Here is a 22,688-nt window from a genome sequence, read left to right on the forward strand (position 1 = left end):
TTTCCTCATCGCCGATCCGGGTAAGGATCAGCCGTCACTCTTGTCATCATCCTGCGCCGCGCGTGCCCGTGCCTGCGCCTTGCGCCTGCCCATATTGGCCTTGAGCGCCGCCTTCAACCGCTCTTCGCGGGTCTGGGCGGGTTTCGCCGGTTTGGTCGTCCGCCCGTGCTGATCCGAGTTCGATCCGTTCATATCGGCAGTCTTACAGGCTGCGGGAAAAACCGTCCAGTTACCCCTTGCACCGATGAACAATTGCCGCTAATTCACCGCCCACGCCGCCCCGGAACAGGGGCCGCCCGGAATGCTGTGGTAGCTCAGTGGTAGAGCACACCCTTGGTAAGGGTGAGGTCGAGAGTTCAATCCTCTCTCACAGCACCATTTTCCCCTTCCCTGATTCTGCATCAGCCCTACGGATCGCCGGATTGCGGACCACTCCCATTTGAACCAACTCGCGCCCGATGCGTTGGGTCTGCGAATTGGTTCAATGGGGATCACATGGCAGATCAGGACAAGCCGGTTGTCGTCATCACCGGGGCCGCCGGGAATATCGGCACCAACCTCAGGAAAAAGCTCGCGCGCAGCTACAGGGTGATCGGGCTGGACCTGCCTGACCTGTGCAAGGGGCGCAAGGACATGATCGGTTGCGACATCACCGATCCTGGGTCGATGGCGCGCGCGGTCGATGAGATCGGCGAGAAGACCGAAGGCGGTCGCATCGCCTCGGTCGTCCACCTGGCCGCCTATTTCGATTTCAGCGGCGAGGAGCGCCCGCAATACGAGGCCGTGAACGAAGAGGGCACCCGCAACCTCTTGCGCGCGCTGCAAGCCGCCGAGGTCGAGCAATTCGTCTATTCCGGCACCATGCTGGTGCATGCGGCCGGCGTGCCGGGCGAGCGTATCAGCGAGGACACCCCCATCGCACCCGCCTGGGCCTATCCGCGATCCAAGGCCCGCACCGAGGAGATCATCCGCGAGGAGGCGGGCGACATTTCCACGATCTTCCTGCACCTGGCGGGGCTTTACGATGACAAGACCGCGGTGCCGACGCTGAGCCACCAGATCGCGCGCATCTATGAGCGGGATTTCAAATCCCATGTGTTTTCCGGCGACCGTCGTGCCGGGCAGGCGTTCCTGCATCAAGGCGACATGCTGGATCTCTTCAAACGCGTGATCGACCGGCGTGCCGATCTGGACACCGGCGAGGTGATCCTGGCCGGTGAGCCCGACACGATGAGCTATGAGGCGCTGCAAGACACCCTCGGCGAACTGATCCATGGCGAGGAGACCTGGGCCACGCTGGTCCTGCCCGCCCCCGTCGCAAAACTGGGCGCCAAGCTGGAGACGGAGTCTGAGCCCGTCGTGCCCGATGCGCTGGACGAGGGCGAAAAGCCCTTCATCCGGCCCTTCATGATCGACATGTCCTCGGATCACTACGCGCTGGACATTTCCAAGGCGCGCCGCCTGCTGGATTGGGAACCCGAGGACCGCATCGCCGACAAGCTGCCGGTGCTGGTCGAGGCGCTGAAAGCCGATCCGCTGGACTGGTACGAGATGAACGGGATCACGCCGCCGCCCTGGCTGCGCGCCGCCGATGCGCGGGTGGAGGATGCCGAGGCGCTGCGGCTGCGCCACGAGACGGAATACCGCGAACAGCACCGCGCCAGCCTCTGGGCCGGATGGGCCAATGCGGGGCTAGGCATCTGGCTGATGACCTCGCCGCCGATGTTGGGCTATGACGATCCGGGGATGATCCTGAGCGACGTTGTGGCCGGTCTTCTGCTGTTCCTCTTCGCGATGCTGTCCCTGTCCTGGCGCATGCCCTGGGCACGGTTTGCCGCCGCCGGGATCGGCGTCTGGATCATGTTCGCGCCGCTGGTCTTCTGGACGGCGAACGGTGCCGCCTATCTCAACGGCACCATCGTCGGGATGCTGGCGGTTGCCTTCGCGCTCTGCCTCGGGCCGATGCCGGGGGTCTCGCCCGTTGCCGCGCAGACCGGGCCGACCATCCCCGAGGGGTGGAGCTATTCGCCCTCGGACTGGTTCCAGCGCCTGCCGGTGATCATCCTGGCGGTCGTCGGCCTGCTGACCTCGCGCTACCTGACGGGCTATCAGCTGGAAAGCATAGACCAGGTCTGGGAGCCGTTCTTTCCCGGCACGCTGCAAGGGCAGAACGGGACCGAACAGATCATCACCTCGGATGTCTCGGAAAGCTGGCCGGTGCCCGATGCCGGGGTCGGCGCGCTGACCTATGCTCTGGAGATCCTGGTGGGTGCCATGGGCACCTCGGCCCGCTGGCGCACCATGCCGTGGCTGGTGGTGCTGTTCGGCATCATGATCGTGCCGCTTGGCGCGGTGTCGATCTTCTTCATCGTGATCCAGCCCATCGTGATCGGCACCTATTCGACGCTGGCCCTCATCGCCGCCGCCGCGATGGTCTGGCAGATCCCCTATTCGCTGGATGAGCTGGTCGCGACCTTCCAGTTCCTGCGCCGCCGTCACCGCGCGGGCCAGCCCTGGCTGCGCGTCTTCTTCACCGGCGACACCGATGAGGGCCCCGACAAGCGCCGCATCGACGATTTCGAGCGCGGGCTGCGCGCCATCGTCTATGACATGCTGAATGGTGGCATGACCTTTCCGTGGACGCTGATGGCCTCGCTCGGGGTCGGGGCCCTGCTGATGCTGTCGCCGCTGGTCTTTCCCTGGGGTGGCGGGGTGGCCGCGACTAACCATATCATCGGCGCGCTGGTGATCACGGTCACGGTCGCGGCGCTGGCCCCGGTGGTGCGCCTGGCCCGGTTCCTGAACATGCTGATGGGGATCGTGCTGCTGTTCGCGCCGCTGGTGGCGGGGGCGTCCTGGGGCGGGCTGGCCTTTTCGGCGACTTGCGGCCTGGCGCTGATCGGCCTCAGCATTCCGCGCGGGCCGGTCTATAGCAGCTTCGGCGACTGGGACAGGTTCATCCGGTGACGCCATGAGCCCTTTTGCCGATCTCCCCCTCTGGATCACCGTCACGGCCTTCATCCTGGCCGCCGGCGCGGTCTGGGTCGCGGGCACGCGGCTGTCGCGCTATGCCGATGCCATCGCGCGCGAATTCGGGATCGGGCAGGCCGTCCTCGGCGTCATCCTTCTGGGCGGGGTCACCTCGCTGCCCGAGATCGCCGTCACCGGCACGGCGGCCCTTGGCGGCAACGCGGCGCTGGCGGTGAACAACCTGCTTGGCGGCTTCGCGATGCAGGTCACGGTGCTGGCGCTGGCCGACATGGCCATTCGCAAGAGCGCCCTGACCGAGGCCGTGCCCGACCCCATCGTGCTGTTGCAGGGCGTGCTTGGCATCATCCTGGTCGCGGGCACGCTGGCGGGAATCGGGGTGGGCGACATCGCGTTTGCGGGCGCGGGCCTCTGGACCTGGGGGCTGGCGGCGCTCTTCGTCTATTGCATCCGCATGGTGGCGCGGGCCGAGGACAACCCGGCCTGGAAAGTGATCGGCGAGCCGCCCGCCTCCGAGATCGAGACCGACGACCCCAAGCGCGACCTGAGCCGCGCGCAACTTCTGGGTGCCACGGGCCTGGCCGCCCTGGCGATCCTGGTCATGGGCTATGTCCTGTCGACCAGCGGCGAGGCATTGGCCGAGCGCACCGGGCTTGGCGACAGTTTCTTCGGCGCGGTCTTCGTCGCCATCTCGACCTCGCTGCCCGAGATCAGCACCGTTCTGGCCGCCGTCAGACTGGGGCGTTACGTGATGGCGGCCTCGGACATCTTCGGCACCAACCTTTTCGATATCGGGGTGATCTTCCTGGTCGACCTGGCCTATCCGGGCGGCGCGGTCCTGAACGAGGTCGGCATGTTCTCGATCGTCGCCGGGCTGATCGGGATCCTCGTCACCGCGATCTATGTCGCCGGCCTGATCGAGCGGCGCGATCCGGCGCTTTTCGGGATCGGGCTGGACAGCTACCTGGTGGCGGCGACCTATCTGGGCGGCATCGCGTTGCTCTTCACCCTGCGCTGAACGTCTCAATGGAAAGGAGGCTGACATGACACCCGCCAAATCCCTGCCAGAAATTGGCGACGACCTCTCGCGTGAGGAGATCATGGATGTGCTGGCCAATGAGGGCTATTCCGCAGGCGACCGCAAGGGGTGGCTGAAGAAGGTGCTGACCCGCCTTGCGCAGGAGCCGCAGGACGGCCCCGACGCGGATCGCGATGCCCTGGTGAGGGAGATCAAGCGGGTGCTGGACCGCAACATCCCCGGTGAGCCCGAGGCCGACGACACGCTGTAGCGCGCTATGTTTCCGTTGCCTCCAGCCGCAGCGCCCCGCGCAGGGCGCGCGCGCTGACGGGTTCCAGCAGGGTGGCGCGTTCGTCGAACCCCATGCGCGACATGGCCCGCGCCTCATGCGCCGGCGCCGGGGCGTGCAGCGTCGTCCAGACCAGCCGCGCCAGCGACAGGGGGCTGTGGCTGGCCAGGTTGAGCCGCTCCAGCGCGGGCAGAAGCTGGCGTTCCACCGCATCGAAATCACTGCCGAAGGGGAAATCTGGCAACGCGTCACGATGCGTCTTGCGCCACGACGCCAGCCGCTCGGGCGTGTTTTCCGTGTCGGGCAGGCGGTAATCCTTGCCGATCTTGCCCGCGCCCCGCGCCTTTTGCAAAAGCTCCGCCTGGAACCGCGCATCGGTGATCGCCAGCATCCGCGCCACGACCTCGTGATCGGGCTGGCCGCGCAGGTCGGCCACGCCATATTCGGTGACGATGATGTCGCGCAGGTGGTGGGGCACGGTGGCGAAGGGCAATTCCCAGGCGATGTTCGAAACCGTCTTGCCGCCGCTCTCGCGCGTCGCGGGCAGCGTGATGATCGAGCGCGCGCCTTCCAGCGCAAAGGCCTGATCGACGAAATTGACCTGCCCGCCGACACCGCTGACGGTCTGGCCATCGTCGGTGATGTCCGAGGCGACCGCGCCCAGAAGGCTGGCCTTCATCGCGCTGTTGACGAAGCGCCCATCGACGCGGGCGGCGCGCTTGGCGGGCTCATCCCCGTAAAGCGCGTTGGTGAAGCTGACGGGGCGCATCTGGATCAGGGCGCGTGTCTCGGCGGGCATCTCGCGCAGGCGGGTATAGAAATCGCGATCCTCGACAAAAAAGCCGGCATGGATGGCGGCCCCATCGACACGACGCGTGACGATCCCTGCCTCGAACAGTTCCAGCAAGCCGCGCACCAGCATTTCGGCGCACCCGTAGAGGCCGGTCTCGAACGGGCCGGTGTCGCCGGTATCGGGCGCAAGATCGTGCAGCGCGCGCGCCAGCCGCCCCTTGTGGCGCAGGATCAGCGCATGCGCGACGGCGTCACCGGTCTGGCCGATGCCCAGTTGCAGCGTGCCACCATCCCTGACCAGCCCCGCGACATGCGCGCCGATGGCGTGATGTGCCGTCGAGACCGGCTGGCGCACTGCGGAGAAGAGCTCGAACTGCGCCTCCGGCTCAAGGCAGTATTGCAGCGTCTCGGGCGTGATCTCGGCGGAGGGGCCCGGCATGAAGGGCAGTTGGTCATTGACCTCGCCCGCCATCAGGAACGCCATCCGGCCCTCTTTGCGCCGGTCCAGTAGGTCGGCGGTGATGTCGGTGTTGCAGGAGAGGGAATAGAGGTCGCCCTCGCGCGCCAGAAGCTGGATCAGCACGTTGGGATTGGCCGCGATCAGAACGTCGCGGGCATGGGTGTAATTCGCCGAGATATAGCTTTGCTGCATCCGGTCCACGCCCAACCAGCGGCCCGCCAGCAGGAAAAATTCATTGACCTCGATATTGTCGGGCAGGCGCCCCTCGCGCAGCAGCGTTGCATAGAGGATCTCGGGATAGGCCCCGAAAAGACGCTCCTTGGCGGGGTTCAGCAGGCGTTGGCCCATGTCCGAGCCAGGCGCGGGGGCTTCCAGCGTCAGGGCGGTGAAGATCGAGAGGGTGACGGAAGCATCGTCACAGGCGGCACGGGTCAGCGCATTGAGCAGCGTGACCGGCTTGCCGAGGCCCAGGGGCAGGGCCAGCCTGACCTCGCCGCCCGTCGCCTCGATGATCCTTGCGGCCAGTTCGTCGGCATCCCGGAAGGTCTCAGGCAAGGTCCGACCACCCTTCATCAGGCTCGAAGCGCGGCCCGTGGCGGGCGGCAAGGTCGGACAGCGTGGCGCGCACTTCCTCGACGCCGCGCGCCTTGGCATGGTGCATCGGCCCGCCCCGGAACGGCGCGAAGCCGGTGGCGAAGATCAGCGCGGCGTCAACCTCATCGGCGTCGCGGGCAATGTCCTTGCGCAGGCATTCGACGCAGGCATCCAGCATCGGCAGGATCAGCCGGTCGGTCAGGTCGGCGGGGCCTTCATCCTCGGTGTCGGGATGCGGCGTGCCGTCCGACCAGTCATAGAACCCCTGCCCCGCCTTCTTGCCGGTCTCGCCCGCCTCGACCTTGTCGCGCAAGGCGGCGGTCACGTCGGGCATGGGCTTGTCGAGATGCTCCTTGAGGCTCTCGGCGACATGCAGGCAGATATCCAGCCCCACCTGGTCGGCCAGCGTGACGGGGCCCATCGGCATGCCGAAATCAATCGCGGCACTGTCGATCACTTCTTTCGGCACGCCCTCCTCCATCAGCACCATCGCCTCCAGCAGGTAGGGCGTCAGCGCGCGGTTGACGAGGAAACCGGGATAATCCTGCACCAGGACGGGCAGCCGGTCGATGGCACCGCAAAACGCGGAAAGCCTGTCCAGCGTCGCCTTTGAGGTCTTGTCATGCGCCACGACCTCGACCAGTTCCAGCTTGGAAACAGGGTTGAAGAAATGCAGCCCCGCAAAGCGTGTCGGGGTCTTGGCCTTCTTCGCCAGTTCCGCCAATGGCAGGCTTGAGGTGTTGGTGGCCAGGATCGAGCCCGGTTTCATCCCCTTGCCCAGATCGGCGTAGATCTTGCCCTTGAGATCGGGTTTCTCGGGGGCCGCCTCGATCACCAGATCGGCGCGGGCGACACCATAGCCGCGCATGTCGGGGATAAGCCGGTCCAGCGCATCGCGCGCCTCGGTGCTGCTCAGGTGCTTGTCCTTGCAGACCTTGCGCGCCTGTTTCAACGCCGCGCCGATCGGGCCGGTTTCGACATCGCCAAGCGTCACGGTCTTGCCTTGCAGCGCGGCCCAAGCGGCGATCTCGCCGCCCATGGCCCCGGCGCCGACGACATGGACATGGGCGATCTCGTCCTCGCCCCTCGCCTTGTCCTTGAGGCCCTGGCGCAGGAAGAAGACCCGGCGCAGGTTCTTCGACGTCTCGGTTTTCAGCAACTCCGCGAAGGAGGCAATCTCACCCTCCTGCATCGCGGCGCGGTCATCGCCATGCTCTTCCCAGAGCGCAATCAGCGCCTCGGGGGCGGGGTAATGTTCCGGCGGGGCCTGCTTGGCGGCTTCGCTGCGCATCCGGCGCGCGGCGAGATTTCGGGCGGGGCCGAGCCTGAACGCGTGCGAGGACAGCCCCGCGCCGTGTTTTTCGACGTCACCGAAGATGATGGCCTCGATAGCCGCCTCGACATGGCGCTCCTCGCAGACGACATCGGCGATTCCGAGCGATTTCGCCTTTTTCGTATGGGCCGATTTTCCGGTCAGCATCAGGGTCATCGCCTCGGTCGGCTCGATCAGCGCAGGCAGGCGGAAGGTGCCGCCAAGGCCGGGATGCAGGCCGAGGCGCACCTCGGGAAAGGCGAAGGAGGCCCCGTCAACGGCAATGCGCCAGTCGCAGGCCAGCGCCAGTTCAAACCCCGCGCCAAGCGCCGCGCCATGGGTGACGCAGATCGTCGGGCAATCCAGCGCCTCCAGCCGGTCCAGCACGTCATGGCCCTGACGCAGCAGGTCTTCCGCGCCCTCCTCCGACATCGCGTCGAAGCCGGTGATGTCGGCCCCGGCGGCGAAGCCTGCGGGCTTGGCGGATCGGATCACCAGCGCCTTGGGCGTGTCGGCCTCAAGCGCGTCGAGGTGACCCGCGAGGCCCTTCAGCACGCCTTCGGAAATCGTGTTGACGCTGCTGCCCTTTCGGTCGAGCGCCAGCCAGACGGTGCCCCCCTCATCGACTGCGTGGTGCCAGTCGCCATCGCCCGCGCCGGTGATCGGCCCAAGCGCCAGTTTGGTCTCTCCCAGATGGTCCAGAACGGGTTTGGTCATCACACAGCCTCCAGCAACATCGCGCCGCCCAATCCGCCGCCGATACATTCCGTCGCCACGCCGATCTTGTCGCCGCGCCGTTTCATGGCATTGGCCAGGTGCAGCACGATGCGGTTGCCGCTGGTGCCGACCGGATGGCCAAGCGAGATCGCGCCGCCATCGACGTTGAGCCTGTCGCGGTCAATCAGGCCGAAGGCGCCCTCCAGCCCCAGAATATCGCGGCAGAAATCGGCGTCGTTCCAGGCCGCAATGCAGGACAGCACCTGTGCCGCGAAGGCCTCGTTCAATTCCCACAGGTCGATCCCGTCGAGAGCGTAGCCGTTGCGCATGACCAGCGGCGTGGCGCACAAGACCGGCCCGAGCCCCATGACGGAAGGGTCCAGCCCCGCCCATTCGCTGTCGACGATGCGGGCGATGGGTTTCAGCCCGTGTTCCTCGACCGCGGCCTCGGAGGCGACGATCACCCAGGACGCGCCATCGGTGATCTGGCTGGAATTGCCGGGGGTGACCTGGCCATAGGGTTTCTCGAAGGCGGGCGAGAGCTTGGCCAGCGACTCCATGTCATTGTCGGGTCGCACGCCGTCATCATGGTCATAGACCTCCCCATCCTCGCTGTCGAAGGCGGTCATGACCTCGTCGTCAAGCCAGCCTTCCTCCTGCGCTTTCGCAAGCCGGTGGTGGCTGTCCATCGCATAGGCATCGGCGGTCTTCCGGTCGATCCCGAAGCGATGCGCCAGAACCTCGGCCGTCTGCCCCATGTTCAGCGTGGTGATCGGGTCGGTCAGGCCACGTTCCAGCCCGATGACGGGTTTGAAGAAATCGGGCCGCAGCCCTGCCATGGCGCGCGCCTGCGCCACCGGCCCCCTGGCGCGGTTCATCTCGGCGAACCATTCGACCGCGCCCTGGCGCAGGACCAGCGGCGCATGGCTCAGCGCCTCGGCGCCGCCGGCAAGGATCAGATCCTGCTTGCCCTCGCGGATATAGCGAAAGGCGGTGTCGATGGATTGCATCCCCGAGCCGCAATTGATCTGCGTCGTGAAGGCGACCATGTCCTCGCCCATGCCAAGACGCAGGGCGGCGACACGGGCGGGGTTCATTTCGTCCGCGATGACATTGACGCAGCCCAGGATCACCAGGTCGAAGGCATCGCGCGCGAAGGGCTGGCGCATGAGCAGGGGTCTGCCCGCCTGCACCGCCAGATCGACGGGAGTAAAGGGCCCCGGCCCGCCGCGCGCCTTGAGAAAGGGGGTTCTGGCCCCATCGACAAGATAGACAGGACGATCGTTCATTCCGCAGCCCTCGCCGTTGGTTGATGCAGGTTCGGGAAAAGCGTGGCGAGGTCTTCGGGGGAATAATCATCCACCGCGACGACCTCATCCACCAGGGCCTGCATGTCGTTGATCTGTTGCATGTCACTTTCGCCGATGATCCCGGCCTCGAGCGCCTGCTCGGGCGTCTTTCCGGCCTCGCGCAGCTTCTTCATCAGGGGCGCGGCCCCGGTCACGGCGGCGTAGCAGCGGTTGAGCGTCTCGATACCGTCCGAATGGCAGCCCTCGAAGATGCGCCCGACGATGCGGTCGCGGGTGTCGGAGGGCTCGAATATCAGGTCCGAGCACTCCGCGACCAGCCGGTCATCGGGCGTTTTCGGGGCCGATCCGGTCAGGGTCACAAAGCGCAAAATCCATGCCGCCCACCGGGCCGGGAAATTTGCCAGAACCCCATCCAGCGCCTCCTGCATCCGGCCAAAGCCACGCTCGGCGGCGTAGCGGACCACGGGCAGGTCGGCCTCGTTCCGCCCCTCGTCCTGCCAGCGTTTCAGCGTGGCCGAGAGGATATACATCTCGGACAGCACATCGCCCATTCTCCCCGAAATCATCTCCTTGCGCTTGAGCGCGCCGCCGAGCGTCAGGAACGCGAAATCGGCGGTCAGGGCATAGGCCGCGGACCAGCGTGAGAGCTTGCGATAGATGGGCGCGACCGGCCCGACGCCTTTTGGCGCGGGCGCGAAGAGGCCGCCGGTCCAGGCCCGGCCCCAGGCGCGGAAGAACGTCTTGGTCGTGTGGCCGATATGGGCCCAGAGGCTCTTGTCGAAGCGGGCGAGCGATTCCTCCTCGTCCTCGACGCCAAGCGATTGAATATTCTCCAGCATATGCGGATGCGCACGGATCGAGCCCTGGCCGAAGATGATCAGGCTTCGGGTGACGATATTGGCCCCCTCGACGGTAATCCCGATCGGCACGGCGCGGTAGAAGGGCAGCAGGTAATTCGACGGCCCGTCGATCACCGCCTTGCCCGAATGCACGTCCATCGCGTCATTCAGCGCCTCCCGCATCCGGTAGGTCGCATGCGCCTTCATGATCGCGGAAATCACGCTGAGGGCGCGGCCTTCGTCCAGTCCGGCGCAGGTCAGGTGGCGCGCGGCGTCCATCGAATAGGCATCGGCAGCCAGGCGGCCCATGCGCGACTGCACCCCGCCGAACATGCCGATGGGCAGGTTGAACTGCTCGCGGATGCGGGCATAAGCCCCGGTGGTATGCGCCGACAGCGCGATGGCGGCACAGCCCATCGAGGGCAGCGAAATGCCCCGGCCCGCGGCCAGCGCGGTCATCAGCATCATCCAGCCCTGCCCGGCATAGTCCTTGCCGCCGATGATGTTGGACAGCGGGATGAACACGTCCTTGCCGGTGGTCGGCCCGTTCATGAACATGGTCGAGGATGGCAGGTGCCGCCGCCCGGTCTCGACCCCGTCCAGATCGGTGGGGACAAGGGCGCAGGTGATGCCGATCTCCTCCTCGTCGCCCAGAAGCCCATCGGGATCGCGCAGCTTGAAGGCCAGCCCCAGCACGGTGCAGACGGGGGCAAGGGTGATATAGCGCTTGGCCCAGTTGAGGCGGATACCCAACACCTCCTCGCCGTTCCACTCGCCCTTGCACACGACGCCCTCGTCGCGCATCGCCGAGGCGTCCGACCCGGCCTCGGCGCTGGTCAGGCCGAAGGCGGGCAACTCCTCGCCGCTGGCCAGGCGTGGCAGCCAGTCGTCCTTCTGCGCGTCGGTGCCGAAATGCAGCATCAACTCGCCCGGCCCCAGCGAGTTGGGCACCATGACGGTGACGGCAACCGCGACCGAGCGGGTCGAGAGGAAACGCACGACCTCGGAATGGGCGAAGGCCGAGAAACCCAGACCGCCATGGGATTCGGGGATGATCATCCCGAAGAATTTCTTCTCGCGCAGGAAGGTCCAGATCTCGGGGGGCAGGTCGGCATCGAGCTGGTTGATCTTCCAGTCGTCGATCATGCCGCATAATTCGCGGCAGGGGCCGTCGAGAAAGGCCTGTTCCTTGTCCCTGAGGCGCGGTGCCTTGACCGCGTGCAGCATGTCCCAGTCCGGGTTGCCGGAGAAAAGCTCCGCCTCCCACCAGACATCCCCCGCTTCAAGCGCGTCACGCTCGGTATCGGAGAGGGTTGGCAGGGCGGTCCTGGCCCATCTGTGGATCGGAGCGGTCAGTTTTTGGCGAAAGGTTCCCATCTAGGCAGAACCAACGGGGGCGGGTTTGGTTCCATGGCAAGGCTGCGCGGACCGAAAAAGGGCCACCCGGTCCGGATAGCCCCCTGTTCCATGCTAGCGCTCGGTGCTCAGGCGTCGTCCCATTCCCAGGGGCGGGTAAACTCGCCCAGGACGCGGGTGACGTCAGCCTCTTCCACATTGCCGGTCTTCTTGACCTGCGCCACAAGCCCGCGGTTCTTGCTCTCGACCACCCGGACGACCTCGGCGGCCAGCCCCGCCTCCTTCAGCGCGGCATTGTAGACCCGCGTGATGGCGCGTTTGCGCAGGTCGGGCTTGAAGACCTTGCCAACGGCGGTCTTGGGCAATTCATCCATGATCTCGATATGCTTGGGCCGTGCCGCACGTTCGTGGACATGTTCGTCGCAATGGGCCTTGAGCTCCTCGATGGTCACCTTGCCGCCATCGACCAGTTCGACATAGACGCAAGGCAGTTCACCCGCGAAGGCGTCGGGCTGGCCGATCGCGCCGGCCATGGCGACGGCCTCGTGTCCGGCCAGCGCCTCCTCGATCTCGGCGGGGTCGATATTGTGGCCGCCGCGGATGATCAGGTCCTTGGCGCGGCCCGTGATCCACAGATAGCCATCCTCGTCGATGCGGCCCAGATCGCCGGTGCGCAGGTAGATGTCGTCGTGGAACAGGTCGATATTCTTGTCGCTCTCGGTATAGGTCGAGCCTTCGAAGACACCGGGGTTGTCGATGCAGATCTCGCCCACCTCATCGGTGTCGCAGACAATCACCCCGTCGGGCGTGTGTTTGAGGATGCGCACCTCGGTATGGGGCAGCGGCACGCCGACCGAGCCCACCTTCTTGGTGCCCTCGACCGGGTTCACCGAGACAAGGCAGGTCGCCTCGGTCAACCCGTAGCCCTCGACCAGGGTCACGCCGGTGGCTTTCTCGAAGCGGCGGAACAGCTCCAGCGGCAGCGGAGAGGATCCGGAAAAAGCGGTCTTGACGGTCGAGACATCGGCGTTGACCGGGCGCTGCATCATCGCCGAGATTGCGGTCGGCACGGTGATGATGAAGGTCACGCCCCAGCGTTCGACCAGCTTCCAGAAATTGTCGAACACGCCCTCGCCGCGATAGCCCTGCGGGGTCGGAAAGACGACATGCGCGCCAGAGGCGATCATCGCCATCAGGATCACGTGGCAGGCGAAGACGTGGAACAGCGGCAGCGGGCAGATGATGGTGTCGGTGTCGTCGAACAGAAGCGTATGGCCAAGCCAGCCATTGTAGATCATGCCGGAATACTTGTGCTGCGCGACCTTGGGCATGCCCGTGGTGCCGCCGGTGTGGAAATAGGCCGCGACGCGGTCTTCCTTGCTGTCATCGAAAGTCAGGCGGTCGGCGGGCTGTTTGGCCACTTCTGCGGTGAAATCCAGCACCTTGGCGTGATGGCTGACCGGGTTCTTGGGCCGGATCAGCGGCACGATCCAGCTTTTCGGCGGGGTCAGGTAGCGCAGCAGGTCGACCTCCAGCACATGGGTGACGCCGGGGGCATCCGCCACTGCCTCGGCCACCTTCTGCGCCACATCCGTCTTGGGGAAGGCGCGCAGGGTCACGACCAGTTTGGCCTTGGTCTCGCGCAGGATGGAGGCGATGTGCTCGGGCTCCAGGAGCGGGTTGATCGGGTTGGCGATACCCGCGACGCAGCCGCCGATCAGCACGGTCGTTGCCTCGTTGCAGTTCGGCAGGACATAGGCGACGACATCCCCCTCGCCCACGCCGAGCGAACGGAAGAGATTGGCGACCTGCGTGACCTTGCCGTGATACTGTTTCCAGGTCATCGTCTCGGCCTTGTCCTTGGGCCCGGAGAGCAACTGGAAACTGACCGCCTTGTTGTTCGGCACCCGCGCGGCGGTCTGCGACAGAAGCTGGTAGAGCGTCACCGCCGGCTGGCTCTCGGGCCATGGGTTCGCTTCCTCGATCGCGCGCACGTCGGCAATATTCGCAAATCGCGACATTCCGGTTCTCCTCCCCTGATTCCGGCGTCGGCCCTCGTGCGTGGCACGGGGCCCGTTTTGCGGGCAGGATGGAAGGATTGCGCCTGCAAGGCAAGCGTTTCGGGGCCCGCCGCGCGGATTACTCTGCGGCAAGCCCTTCGGTGAACTGAAGCCGCGCCAGCCGCGCGTAGAGGCCACCGCCCGCCACCAGGTCCTCATGCGTGCCCTCGGCCACGATCTGGCCTGCCTCGAACACCACGATCCGGTCGGCCTGTTTCACCGTCGCCAACCGATGCGCGACGATCAGCGTGGTGCGGTCGGCGGAAAGCTCGGTCACCGCCTGCTGCACGGCGCGTTCGCTTTCGGCGTCCAGTGCGCTGGTGGCCTCATCGAGCAGCAGCACCGGCGCATCGCGCAAGATGGCACGGGCGATGGCGATGCGCTGTTTCTGTCCGCCCGACAGCATGATGCCGCGCTCGCCGACATAAGTGTCATAGCCCTCCGGCAGGGCGGTCAGGAAGTCATGCGCGGCGGCGGCGCGGGCGGCGTCCTCGACCTCGGCATCCGACGCATCGGGGCGACCGAAACGGATGTTCTCGCGCGCCGAGGCCGCGAAGATCACCGGATCCTGCGGCACCAGCGCGATGGATTTGCGGAAATGCGCGCGGGTCATGTCGCGCAGATCGACGCCATCGAGGCTGACTCTGCCCGAGATCGGATCGTAGAAGCGCAGGAGCAGCTGGAAGATGGTGGATTTGCCCGCGCCCGAGGGGCCGACCAGCGCCACGGTCTCGCCCGGTTTTATGGCCAGGCTGACACCCGCAAGCGCCGCGGCATCGGGGCGGGTGGGGTAGTGGAAATGCACATCCTCGAAGGCAATCTGCCCGCGCCCGCCCTGCGGCAGGGTACGGCCCGCCAGCGGGTCTGCCACGCTGTCATCGTCGCCGAGCAGTTCCACCAGCCGTTCGGTCGCGCCCGAGGCGCGCTGCAACTCGCCCCAGATCTCGGAAAGCGCGCCCACGGACCCCGCCACCATGATCGCGTAGATCAGGAACTGGATCAGCTCGCCCACGCTCATCGCCTCGGCCCGGACGTCGCGCGCGCCGATCCAGAGCACGCCGACCACACCGGCGAAGACCAGCGCGATGACGATCACGGTCATGATGGCGCGGGTGCGGATGCGGGTCTTGGCGCTCTCGAAGCTCAGCTCGGTCACATCGTCGAACTGCCCCGCCGTGGCGCGTTCATTGGTGAAGGCCTGCACCGCCTGCGCCGAGAGAAGCGCCTCGGACGCCTTGCCCGAGCTTTCCGCGATCCAGTCCTGGTTCTGGCGGCTGAGCATCCGCAAGCGCCGTCCCAGGAGGACGATCGGCACGATGACAACCGGCACGATCAGCAGCACGAGGCCGGTCAGTTTGGGCGAGGTATAGAGCATCATGCCAAGCCCGCCGAGGAACAGCAGCACGTTGCGCAAGGCGACGGAAACGGACGAGCCGATGACCGACAGCAGCAGCGTGGTGTCGGTGGTGATGCGGCTCAGGACCTCGCCGGTCATGATGCGCTCGAAGAAAGCGGGGCTCATGTGGATCATGCGGCTGAACACCGCCTTGCGGATATCCGCGACGACACGCTCGCCCAGGCGGGTGACGAGGTAGTAGCGCAGCCCCGTGCCAAGCGCGAGCAGCCCGGCGATGGCCAGGGCGGCGATGAAATACTGGTCCAGCAGGGCGACGGATTCGGTCTCGAACCCGTCAACGACGCGGCGCACGGCCAGTGGCAGCAGCAGCGAAACGGTCGCGGTCAGGACCAGCGCCGCGATGGCGGCGAAGACCAGGGCCTTATAGGGGGCCATGAAGGGCGCCAGCGCCTTGAGCGAGCCGATGCGGCGCGATTTCTCGCGCTCCTCTTCCGACCGCTTGGGGGCGGGTGTGCTGGCGGCGGTGCTGTCGGACATGCGCGACCTTCTTTGGTTGACCTGGCCCGCATGGGGATACTGCCGTGTCGGCCCACGCACAAGACCGCAAGCCCCTGCAACGCGGTCGCAGGGGTCAGCGGCGCAGCAGGCGGGCCGCGATGGCGGTCAGGGCGAAGAGGACAGCGGCGGCGCTGACGATGCTCGGCCCCGTCGGCGTGTCATAGCTCAGCGAGGCCTGGAGGCCGCCGAAGACAGACAGCGCTCCGATCCCGGCGGCGAACGCGGCCATGCGTTCGGGCGTGTCACCCACCGCGCGGGCGGCGGCGGCGGGGATGATCAGCATCGCGCCGATCAAAAGCGCGCCAACCACCTTGATCGCGACCGTGACGACAAGGGCCAGCGCCAGCGTCAGCACCATCTGCTCGCGCCTTGGGTCGATGCCGCTGGCATAGGCCAGATCGGGATTGACCGTGGCGGTCAGCAGCGCCTGCCAGCGCCAGGCCAGCAGCGCCAGAATCGCCGCCGCGCCACCCCAGATCAGCGCCAGGTCGCCGCGACCTACCGACAGGATATCGCCGAAGAGATAGGCCATCGGGTCGATCCGCACGCCCGAGATCAGCGATACCGCGACCAGCCCCGCCGCCAGCGCCGAATGTGCCGCGACCCCCAGAAGCGTATCCATCGCATGGCCCCGGCTGGTCAGGGTCGAGACCGCAAGCGCCATGATCCCGGCGACAGCCAGAACGCCCAAGAAGACATTGACCGAAAGCGCCAGCGCCAGCGCCACGCCCAGGATCGCGGCATGCGCCGTTGCGTCGCTGAAATAGGCCATGCGCCGCCAGACCACGAAACAGCCCAGGGGGGCGGCGGCCAGCGCCACGCCAAGCCCGGCCAGAAGGGCGCGGATCACGAAACTGTCGAGAAGGCTCATTCAGGCGCCCCATGGTCATGGCTGTGGGTATGTTCATGGCGGTAAAGCGCCAGCGCGCCGCCGGTGCCGGTGCCAAAAAGCGCCCGGTATTCGGGGGCCGAGGCGACATGCTCCGGCGCGCCTTCACAACAGACATGGCCGTTGAGGCAGATTACCCGGTCCGACGCCGCCATCACCACGTGCAATTCATGGCTGACCATCAGCACGGCACAGCCCAAGCGGTCGCGCAGATCGGCGATGCGCTGGTAGAAAGCCGCCGATCCCGGCTGGTCCAGCCCTTGCGTCGCCTCGTCGAGGATCAGGAGCTCCGGGGCGTTCAACAGCGCGCGCGCCAGCAACACGCGCTGGAACTGCCCGCCCGACAGGTCCGTCATCTGGCGGCTGGCCAGCGCCCCCGCCCCCGCCTCCTCCAGCGCCTGATGCGCGGTGGCGGCGTCCACCCGGCGCGGCAGGTCGAGGAAGCGGCGCACCGTAAGGGGCAAGGTCGGGTCGATATGCAGCTTTTGCGGCACATATCCGATGCGCAGGTTCGGGCTGCGCGTGACACGGCCCGCCTCGGGCCGGATCGCCCCGATGATGGCGCGCAGAAGGGTGGATTTGCCCGACCCGTTGGGGCCGACGACGGTGACGATCTCGCCGGGATCAATGGAAAAATCGACATGGTGCAGGACCGTGTTGCCGCCCAGGCGAACGCTCATGCCGTCGATGCGCACAAGGCTCATGCGGGGGCCTCTTCGCGGCAATTGGGGCAGATGCCCTGCGCCTCGGTCACGGTGCGCTCGATGACAAAGCCCGTTTCCGCCGCCGCCCGGCCCAGGTTGCCGCGCGCGGGTTCGGCGATGGCCTCGGCCACCGAATGACAGATGCGGCAGATCAGGAAAGCCGCCGCGTGATCGGTGCCGGGATGGGTGCAGGCGATGAAGGCGTTGAGCTGCTCGATCTTGTGCGCAAAGCCATGCTTGACGAGGAAATCCAGCGCCCGATAGGCCACCGGGGGCTGGCTGCCCATGCCCTCGTCGCGCAGCCGGTCGAGGATCTCATAGGCCCCGAGCGCCCGGTGTTCCTCAAGCAGCATCTCCAGCACGCGGCGGCGCACCGGCGTCAGGTGCAGCCCTTGCGTGGCGCAACGCCGCTCCACCTCGGCCAACCCGCCCTTGCGGCAGGCGGCGTGGTCATGCTGTTCGAATCCGATCGGGTCCATGGCGGTGCATCCGGTTGGGGCATTTCCTGCTTGCTATGCTATAACATCACAAATAGAAAGCCGCTATGTGATAATATAACGGAGGCCCCGATGTTTCGCCCTGCCCTCGCCGCGCTCTTTCTGTTCGCCACCCCCTTGCAGGCCGAAGTGCCCCGGATCGCGGTCGATATCGCGCCGGTCTACGGGCTGGTCGAGCAGGTCCTGGGCGATCTGGGGCGGCCCGACCTGGTAATCCGACCCGGCGCCTTGCCGCATGATTTCGCGCTGCGCCCCTCGCAGGCGGCGGTGCTGGAACAGGCCGATCTCGTGATCTGGGTCGGCCCCGGCCTGACACCGTGGCTGGAGGACAGCCTGGAAACCCTCGCCGGCGATGCCGAACAGCTTAGGTTGCTGGAGGTAGAGGGCACGCGGCTTCTGGAGATGCGCGAGGGGGCCAATTTCGCCGGTCATGAGGACCCGGCAGAGCACGAGGACGAGGACGAGCCTGACAGCGGGTCAATCAACCCCCATGCCTGGCTGGACCCGGAAAACGCCCGCATCTGGCTGCTGGCCATTGCCGATGCGCTGGCAGACGCGGACCCCCGGAACGCCCGGACCTACCTGGACAACGCCGAGGCCGCCGCAAACGATCTCGGCGCCCTGGTCGCGGAGGTCGATGCGCAACTGGCCCCGGTCCGTGACGCCCGCTTTGTCGTGCTGCATGACGCCTATCACTATTTCGAGGACCGTTTCGGCCTGCAGGCCATCGGGGCCATCTCCGATGGTGAAGCCACCCCGCCGGGTGCCGCCCGCATCATGGAATTGCTGGAGGGCATGGCCGACGGCGATGTCGCCTGCCTGTTCTACGAACCGCAAAGCGATATCAACCTGGCCTATGCGGTGCTGGAAACGGGCCTTCCGAATGCCGCCCTCGATCCGCTCGGGATGAACCTGCTGCCAGAGCCGGATTTCTACACCGCCCTGATCCGCGACATGGCCGATACCGCGCTGGATTGCCTGTCAGACAGCTGAGGGGTTTGGGGATTGGAGCGGGCGACGGGAATCGAACCCGTATCATCAGCTTGGAAGGCTGAGGTCTTACCATTACACAACGCCCGCGTTGCGAAGAGGTTGCTATTTCATGGGCCATTCGAGGTCAAGAGCCCAGGCCGCCGGGCGATCCCCCGAGGCCCGGATGACTCGTGTCCCTCCCCGGAAACGCGCGCCTTGCAACCCCGGAACGGGGGGCGCTTTTTCGACGCGCCGCGGCCATCGTCGCACAAACCGAAACAATCGCCCCATTTTCGCCCCATTATGCGGCCAGGCTGATCTCAGGCAGCAGAAAGACAACAAGATCGAGCACGCTGCCTGACACTTTCCTCCCTGGACCTAGAACCGGGCCGCCCCCTCTCCCAGGCGGCCCGTTTTCTTGTCAGCGCTTCCTGAAGATCATGTCGCGCGCGGCGATCACCGCGCCGCCCGTGATCAGCACGCAGGCCAGGCCAATGGCCCAGGTAAACGCGCCCAGGCCAAGCGCGATCAGCACCAGCGTCGACAGAAGCGGCGCGCAGTAGCTGGCGGCACCCAGAACCTGGATGTCGCCATGCTTGACGCCGGTATCCCAGACGAAGAAGGCCAGCCCGACCGGGCCGATACCCAGGCCCAGGACCGCCAGCCACTGGGTCGCGCCCTGCGGCCAGACGGTCGCCTCCAGCCCCAGATGCGCCACCAGCGCCAGCCCCGCCGTGACAAGGCAGAAGCCGGTGACGATTTCCGAGGGCACGGCATGGAACCGGCGCGACAGCACGGAATAGGACGACCAGAAGAAAGCCGCCACCAGCGCCAGCGCGTAACCGTCCAGATAGGCCGGATCAATCGCAAGCCCGCGCCCGCCCGTCACGATCAGCGCGGCCCCCGCCAGCCCCATCAGCGCCCCGATGACGTGATGGGCGCGCAGCCTCTCACCGGGGGCAAGCGCGGAGAGCAGCACGATCAGCAGGGGCCAGAGATAGGCAATCAGGCTCGCCTCGATCGCGGGGGCCGCGCGCAGGGCCGAGAAATAGAGGAAGTGATACCCGAAGAGGCCGCCGACGCCCACGGCCCAGACCGGCCAGCCATGGCGCAGCGCGGCGATCCCATGCGGCCGCCAAGCCCAGCTTGCCGCCCCGGCCAGCCCGCCGATGGCAAAGCTCATCGCCATGAGCTGGAACGGCGGCACCGCGCCGCTGGCCGCCGTGAAGGCCGCCAGAAGCGCCCAGAGCAGGATCGCGACGAAGCCCACCAGCGTGGCCGGACCCCGGCTCATTCGCCCCCGTCATCGAGGGGTTCGATCAGGTCCGGCCCCTGCGCGCGGTTGGAATTGACGGCAGGATCGACGCGGTAAGCCTCAAATCGGTCCTTGGGTGCTGCCTGCATCAGGGGCGCCGCGCCCTTGCCCTCCTCGCCCAGCCACTTGGCCCAGTCGTCGGGTGCCAGGCTGACGGGTTCGCGGTGGTGGATATGGTCCAGTCCCGCCCCCGCCGCACAGGTCACGATGGCCAGCGTGGTCAGGCCTTCGTCGCCCCGCTGCCAGTCCTGCCAGATGCCGGCCAGCACCAGCGCGCCGCCGTCTTTCGGGTGGATATACCAGGGCAGCCGGTTATCCCTGGCATCCTTGGTCCATTCGTAGAACCCGCTGATCGGCACCAGGCACCGGCGTTCGCGCACGGCGGAACGAAAGGCGGGTTTCTCGGCGATCGTCTCGGCCCGCGCGTTGATCAGCAAGGGCCCGTCCGTGGGCGTCTTGTACCAATGCGGCACCAGCCCCCAGCGCATCGGGCGGTAGCGCCGTTGGCCTCCATCCGAGGTGACGACGCCCACGGCTTGCGTCGGGCAGATATTGTAGCGGGGGCTGTCGGGAAGGTCGTTGGCGGGTGCAGCCCCGAAGAGCTGCACCATCGCGTCATGGGGGAGGGTCAGGGCCATGCGTCCACACATGGGCGCGAGACTAGGCAGCCCGCGGGGCGCTGAAAAGCCCCAATCCCTCAGGCGCCGTAAACGGCCTTTTGGGCAATGCGCGGGATGTCGCCCTCGTAGATGTCGAGGTCCAGCCTGGTATTGCGGTCGAGCGCGCCCAGTTCCCGCACGGTACGGCGGTAGGCGGCGCGTTTGCGGGCGCGGTTCATCAGCTCTGCTGCATAGGTCATGTCGTGTCTCCTTCGCGTTACAGGGCCAATATGATAGCGCTACCGGAACGCACAACCGACGCTTTTCGAAAGCCGCCATGACGGGCTTGCATGGCGGGAAAATCCCGCCGCCCCCGCTGGACTGACCGACAGGAAAAGGGCCGGACAGTTTCCCGTCCGGCCCTTTCATTCCTTGTCAGACAGGCTTACTCGGCCTGCATGATCCGATCTTCCAGATGCGGTGTATAGGGGGAGTTCTCGGCCAGGTAGTCGGCGACCACCTGCTCCAGGCCAGGACCGAAATCATAGGCGTTCATGCCCTCGCTGGCGAAGACCGCGTAGCCGTCGCCGCCACCGCGCATGTAGTCGTTGGACACGACGCCATAGGTTGCCTCGGGGTCGATCGGCTCATAGCCGTTTTCCGTTTCGATCTCGACCGAGACGATGCGGCTGCCCGGCTCCGCCTCGGGATCCCACGTGTAGCGCATGCCCGCGACCTGCGGGAAGCGGCCCGCGCCTTCCTCGACCTGGCTGACGCCATTTTCCAGCGCCGCGACGATGTCGGCCCCGGTCAGTTGGAACGTGGCCAGCGTGTTCTGGAACGGAAGCACCGTCAGCACCTCGCCCATCGTCACCTCGCCCGCGTCGATCGAGGCACGCAGACCGCCGCCGTTCTGGATCGCGACGTCGATGCCCTGGTCGCGCACCCGCTCCAGCATCGCGGTCGCCACGAGGACGCCCATTTCGCATTCCTGCACACGGCAGCTCGACCGGTCGCCGTCAATGGAGGCCTCGGACTCACCGACCACCTCGGCCATCGCTTCTTCGATCGGGGCGGTCAGCTCGGCGATGCGCTCGCTCAACTCCGCGTCCGGCTCAAAGGAGGCATCCAGCAGGATCGTGTCGCCCTCGGCCCAGACCACGTTGCCGTCATCGTCGATGGTCAGCTCCAGATGGCCCATGTACTTGGAATAGGCATAGGCCGAGACCACGGGCACCAGATCGCCCTCCGGGCCGGTGATGAAGTTCGGATAGGCAAAGTCGCGGTCGGGGTCGTCCACCGAATAAAAGGTGTTGGAATGGCCGCCGATCACCGCATCCAGGCCCGAGACCTGAGCCGCCAGCATGTCATCCAGCACCTGGCCCACATGGGTCACGGCAATGATCACCTCGATGCCCTGCTCGCGCAATTCATCGACATCCTGCTGCATCGCCTCGATCTCGTCCTGGAACTGGACATTGGGGCCGGGCGCCGCGATATCGACCGTATCGGTGGTCAGCGAGGCCACGAAGCCGACCTGGATACCGCCGATTTCCATCACGTAGCTGTTGCCGACACGTTCCTGCAGGGGCTCCGAGCCGGACAGGTCCAGGTTGCCGGCGATCACCGGGAAGTCCATCATGTCGATGACCCGGGCCAGGTTTTCCGGGCCGTCGTCAAATTCATGGTTGCCAAGCGCCAGCAGGTCCAGCCCGATGGCGTTCATCATCTCGGCTTCGACATCCCCCTTGAAGGTGGTGTACATCAGCGAGCCCTGGAACAGGTCGCCCGCCGCGACAACGGCCACGTTCTCCGCGCCGTGTTCGGCTTCGATCTGTTCGATCACGGTTTCCATCCGCGCGGCGCCGCCAAAGCATTCGCCCGCCGCGTCATCCTCGGCGTTGCAGGTGTTGTTGAAACGCGTGATCGGCTGCACCCGGCTGTGGAAGTCGTTGAAATGAAGGATATGGATGGTGGTGTCGGCGGCTGCCATGCCACCCATGGTGGTCAGCAGTGCCGTCGAACACAGGATTCGAGCAAACATCGGTAGTCTCCCTGTCGG

The 22,688-nt window shown here is 66.4% G+C and carries 18 protein-coding genes and 2 tRNA genes; 5 read left to right on the forward strand and 15 right to left on the reverse strand.

The genetic code is table 11. The features are described from left to right. Positions 1-27: 27 nt before the first annotated feature. Entirely contained in the window at positions 28-192 is a 165-nt protein-coding gene (locus tag AC13C7_RS08725; RefSeq protein WP_482867227.1) for a hypothetical protein, read from the reverse strand. Between the two features lie 111 nt (positions 193-303). Between AC13C7_RS08725 and AC13C7_RS08730 the strand changes: the two genes are divergently transcribed. The 4 genes from AC13C7_RS08730 (at position 304) to AC13C7_RS08745 (ending at position 4,277) form a co-directional block, all read left to right on the forward strand. Then, positions 304-378: transfer RNA gene (locus AC13C7_RS08730), tRNA-Thr, on the forward strand. Between the two features lie 117 nt (positions 379-495). Then, entirely contained in the window at positions 496-2,967 is a 2,472-nt protein-coding gene (locus AC13C7_RS08735; RefSeq protein WP_482867228.1) for an NAD-dependent epimerase/dehydratase family protein, read from the forward strand. A gap of 4 nt (positions 2,968-2,971) precedes the next feature. Next, positions 2,972-4,006 carry a sodium:calcium antiporter gene (locus AC13C7_RS08740; RefSeq protein ID WP_446118421.1) on the forward strand — a complete coding sequence of 345 codons (1,035 nt, stop codon included), beginning with the start codon at positions 2,972-2,974 and terminating at the stop codon, positions 4,004-4,006. Between the two features lie 25 nt (positions 4,007-4,031). Beyond that, positions 4,032-4,277, forward strand: a complete 246-nt coding sequence (locus AC13C7_RS08745) for a hypothetical protein (protein ID WP_482867229.1) — start codon at positions 4,032-4,034, stop codon at positions 4,275-4,277. 4 nt (positions 4,278-4,281) lie between these two features. On the opposite strand, the gene AC13C7_RS08750 is transcribed toward AC13C7_RS08745, so the two are convergent. From AC13C7_RS08750 to AC13C7_RS08790, 9 genes are all read right to left on the reverse strand, one after another. Beyond that, a complete protein-coding gene (locus tag AC13C7_RS08750; protein ID WP_482867230.1) occupies positions 4,282-6,102 on the reverse strand; it encodes an acetyl-CoA hydrolase/transferase C-terminal domain-containing protein in 1,821 nt (606 codons plus the stop codon). Beyond that, on the reverse strand, positions 6,095-8,170 hold the full coding sequence (locus AC13C7_RS08755; protein WP_482867231.1) for a 3-hydroxyacyl-CoA dehydrogenase NAD-binding domain-containing protein: 2,076 nt from the start codon (positions 8,168-8,170) through the stop codon (positions 6,095-6,097). Before AC13C7_RS08755 ends, AC13C7_RS08750 begins: the two co-directional genes overlap by 8 nt. Then, entirely contained in the window at positions 8,170-9,459 is a 1,290-nt protein-coding gene (locus tag AC13C7_RS08760; RefSeq protein ID WP_172321181.1) for an acetyl-CoA C-acetyltransferase, read from the reverse strand. Before AC13C7_RS08760 ends, AC13C7_RS08755 begins: the two co-directional genes overlap by 1 nt. Continuing rightward, a complete protein-coding gene (locus AC13C7_RS08765; protein ID WP_482867232.1) occupies positions 9,456-11,696 on the reverse strand; it encodes an acyl-CoA dehydrogenase in 2,241 nt (746 codons plus the stop codon). The genes AC13C7_RS08760 and AC13C7_RS08765 overlap by 4 nt, the downstream gene beginning before the upstream one ends. A gap of 107 nt (positions 11,697-11,803) precedes the next feature. Continuing rightward, positions 11,804-13,696: an acyl-CoA synthetase gene (locus tag AC13C7_RS08770; protein ID WP_482867233.1), complete on the reverse strand. Its 1,893-nt coding sequence runs from the start codon at positions 13,694-13,696 to the stop codon at positions 11,804-11,806. A 118-nt stretch (positions 13,697-13,814) separates the two neighbouring features. Further along, positions 13,815-15,629 (reverse strand): ABC transporter transmembrane domain-containing protein, encoded by a 1,815-nt coding sequence (locus tag AC13C7_RS08775; protein WP_482867234.1) that lies wholly within the window; start codon positions 15,627-15,629, stop codon positions 13,815-13,817. A 94-nt stretch (positions 15,630-15,723) separates the two neighbouring features. Then, positions 15,724-16,521 (reverse strand): metal ABC transporter permease, encoded by a 798-nt coding sequence (locus AC13C7_RS08780; RefSeq protein WP_482867235.1) that lies wholly within the window; start codon positions 16,519-16,521, stop codon positions 15,724-15,726. Then, positions 16,518-17,243 (reverse strand): ATP-binding cassette domain-containing protein, encoded by a 726-nt coding sequence (locus AC13C7_RS08785; RefSeq protein ID WP_482867236.1) that lies wholly within the window; start codon positions 17,241-17,243, stop codon positions 16,518-16,520. The genes AC13C7_RS08780 and AC13C7_RS08785 overlap by 4 nt, the downstream gene beginning before the upstream one ends. Then, a complete protein-coding gene (locus tag AC13C7_RS08790) occupies positions 17,240-17,722 on the reverse strand; it encodes a transcriptional repressor (RefSeq protein WP_446118441.1) in 483 nt (160 codons plus the stop codon). Before AC13C7_RS08790 ends, AC13C7_RS08785 begins: the two co-directional genes overlap by 4 nt. A gap of 90 nt (positions 17,723-17,812) precedes the next feature. On the opposite strand from AC13C7_RS08790, the gene AC13C7_RS08795 reads away from it, so the two are divergent. Continuing rightward, a complete protein-coding gene (locus AC13C7_RS08795) occupies positions 17,813-18,733 on the forward strand; it encodes a zinc ABC transporter substrate-binding protein (RefSeq protein ID WP_482867237.1) in 921 nt (306 codons plus the stop codon). A 13-nt stretch (positions 18,734-18,746) separates the two neighbouring features. On the opposite strand, the gene AC13C7_RS08800 is transcribed toward AC13C7_RS08795, so the two are convergent. From AC13C7_RS08800 to AC13C7_RS08820, 5 genes are all read right to left on the reverse strand, one after another. After that, a tRNA-Gly gene (locus tag AC13C7_RS08800) sits at positions 18,747-18,820 on the reverse strand. A 313-nt stretch (positions 18,821-19,133) separates the two neighbouring features. Next, a complete protein-coding gene (yddG, locus tag AC13C7_RS08805; protein ID WP_482867238.1) occupies positions 19,134-20,006 on the reverse strand; it encodes an aromatic amino acid exporter YddG in 873 nt (290 codons plus the stop codon). Further along, positions 20,003-20,677 (reverse strand): SOS response-associated peptidase, encoded by a 675-nt coding sequence (locus AC13C7_RS08810; RefSeq protein WP_482867239.1) that lies wholly within the window; start codon positions 20,675-20,677, stop codon positions 20,003-20,005. The genes yddG and AC13C7_RS08810 overlap by 4 nt, the downstream gene beginning before the upstream one ends. Before the next feature lie 47 nt (positions 20,678-20,724). Then, positions 20,725-20,886, reverse strand: coding sequence for a hypothetical protein (locus AC13C7_RS08815; protein ID WP_172321171.1), 162 nt, complete (start codon positions 20,884-20,886; stop codon positions 20,725-20,727). Between the two features lie 185 nt (positions 20,887-21,071). Further along, a complete protein-coding gene (locus AC13C7_RS08820; protein ID WP_482867240.1) occupies positions 21,072-22,670 on the reverse strand; it encodes a bifunctional metallophosphatase/5'-nucleotidase in 1,599 nt (532 codons plus the stop codon). Positions 22,671-22,688: the final 18 nt, after the last annotated feature.

Source organism: Alterinioella sp. B-7 (assembly GCF_056857775.1).

Excerpts from the sequence above, each read along its gene's own strand:
- AC13C7_RS08725 (WP_482867227.1), bottom strand. The coding sequence starts at position 192 with ATGAACGGATCGAACTCGGATCAGCACGGGCGGACGACCAAACCGGCG.
- AC13C7_RS08735 (WP_482867228.1), top strand. The coding sequence starts at position 496 with ATGGCAGATCAGGACAAGCCGGTTGTCGTCATCACCGGGGCCGCCGGG.
- AC13C7_RS08740 (WP_446118421.1), top strand. The coding sequence starts at position 2,972 with ATGAGCCCTTTTGCCGATCTCCCCCTCTGGATCACCGTCACGGCCTTC.
- AC13C7_RS08745 (WP_482867229.1), top strand. The coding sequence starts at position 4,032 with ATGACACCCGCCAAATCCCTGCCAGAAATTGGCGACGACCTCTCGCGT.
- AC13C7_RS08755 (WP_482867231.1), bottom strand. The coding sequence starts at position 8,170 with ATGACCAAACCCGTTCTGGACCATCTGGGAGAGACCAAACTGGCGCTT.
- AC13C7_RS08760 (WP_172321181.1), bottom strand. The coding sequence starts at position 9,459 with ATGAACGATCGTCCTGTCTATCTTGTCGATGGGGCCAGAACCCCCTTT.
- AC13C7_RS08765 (WP_482867232.1), bottom strand. The coding sequence starts at position 11,696 with ATGGGAACCTTTCGCCAAAAACTGACCGCTCCGATCCACAGATGGGCC.
- AC13C7_RS08770 (WP_482867233.1), bottom strand. The coding sequence starts at position 13,696 with ATGTCGCGATTTGCGAATATTGCCGACGTGCGCGCGATCGAGGAAGCG.
- AC13C7_RS08775 (WP_482867234.1), bottom strand. The coding sequence starts at position 15,629 with ATGTCCGACAGCACCGCCGCCAGCACACCCGCCCCCAAGCGGTCGGAA.
- AC13C7_RS08780 (WP_482867235.1), bottom strand. The coding sequence starts at position 16,521 with ATGAGCCTTCTCGACAGTTTCGTGATCCGCGCCCTTCTGGCCGGGCTT.
- AC13C7_RS08785 (WP_482867236.1), bottom strand. The coding sequence starts at position 17,243 with ATGAGCCTTGTGCGCATCGACGGCATGAGCGTTCGCCTGGGCGGCAAC.
- AC13C7_RS08790 (WP_446118441.1), bottom strand. The coding sequence starts at position 17,722 with ATGGACCCGATCGGATTCGAACAGCATGACCACGCCGCCTGCCGCAAG.
- AC13C7_RS08795 (WP_482867237.1), top strand. The coding sequence starts at position 17,813 with ATGTTTCGCCCTGCCCTCGCCGCGCTCTTTCTGTTCGCCACCCCCTTG.
- yddG (WP_482867238.1), bottom strand. The coding sequence starts at position 20,006 with ATGAGCCGGGGTCCGGCCACGCTGGTGGGCTTCGTCGCGATCCTGCTC.
- AC13C7_RS08810 (WP_482867239.1), bottom strand. The coding sequence starts at position 20,677 with ATGTGTGGACGCATGGCCCTGACCCTCCCCCATGACGCGATGGTGCAG.
- AC13C7_RS08815 (WP_172321171.1), bottom strand. The coding sequence starts at position 20,886 with ATGACCTATGCAGCAGAGCTGATGAACCGCGCCCGCAAACGCGCCGCC.
- AC13C7_RS08820 (WP_482867240.1), bottom strand. The coding sequence starts at position 22,670 with ATGTTTGCTCGAATCCTGTGTTCGACGGCACTGCTGACCACCATGGGT.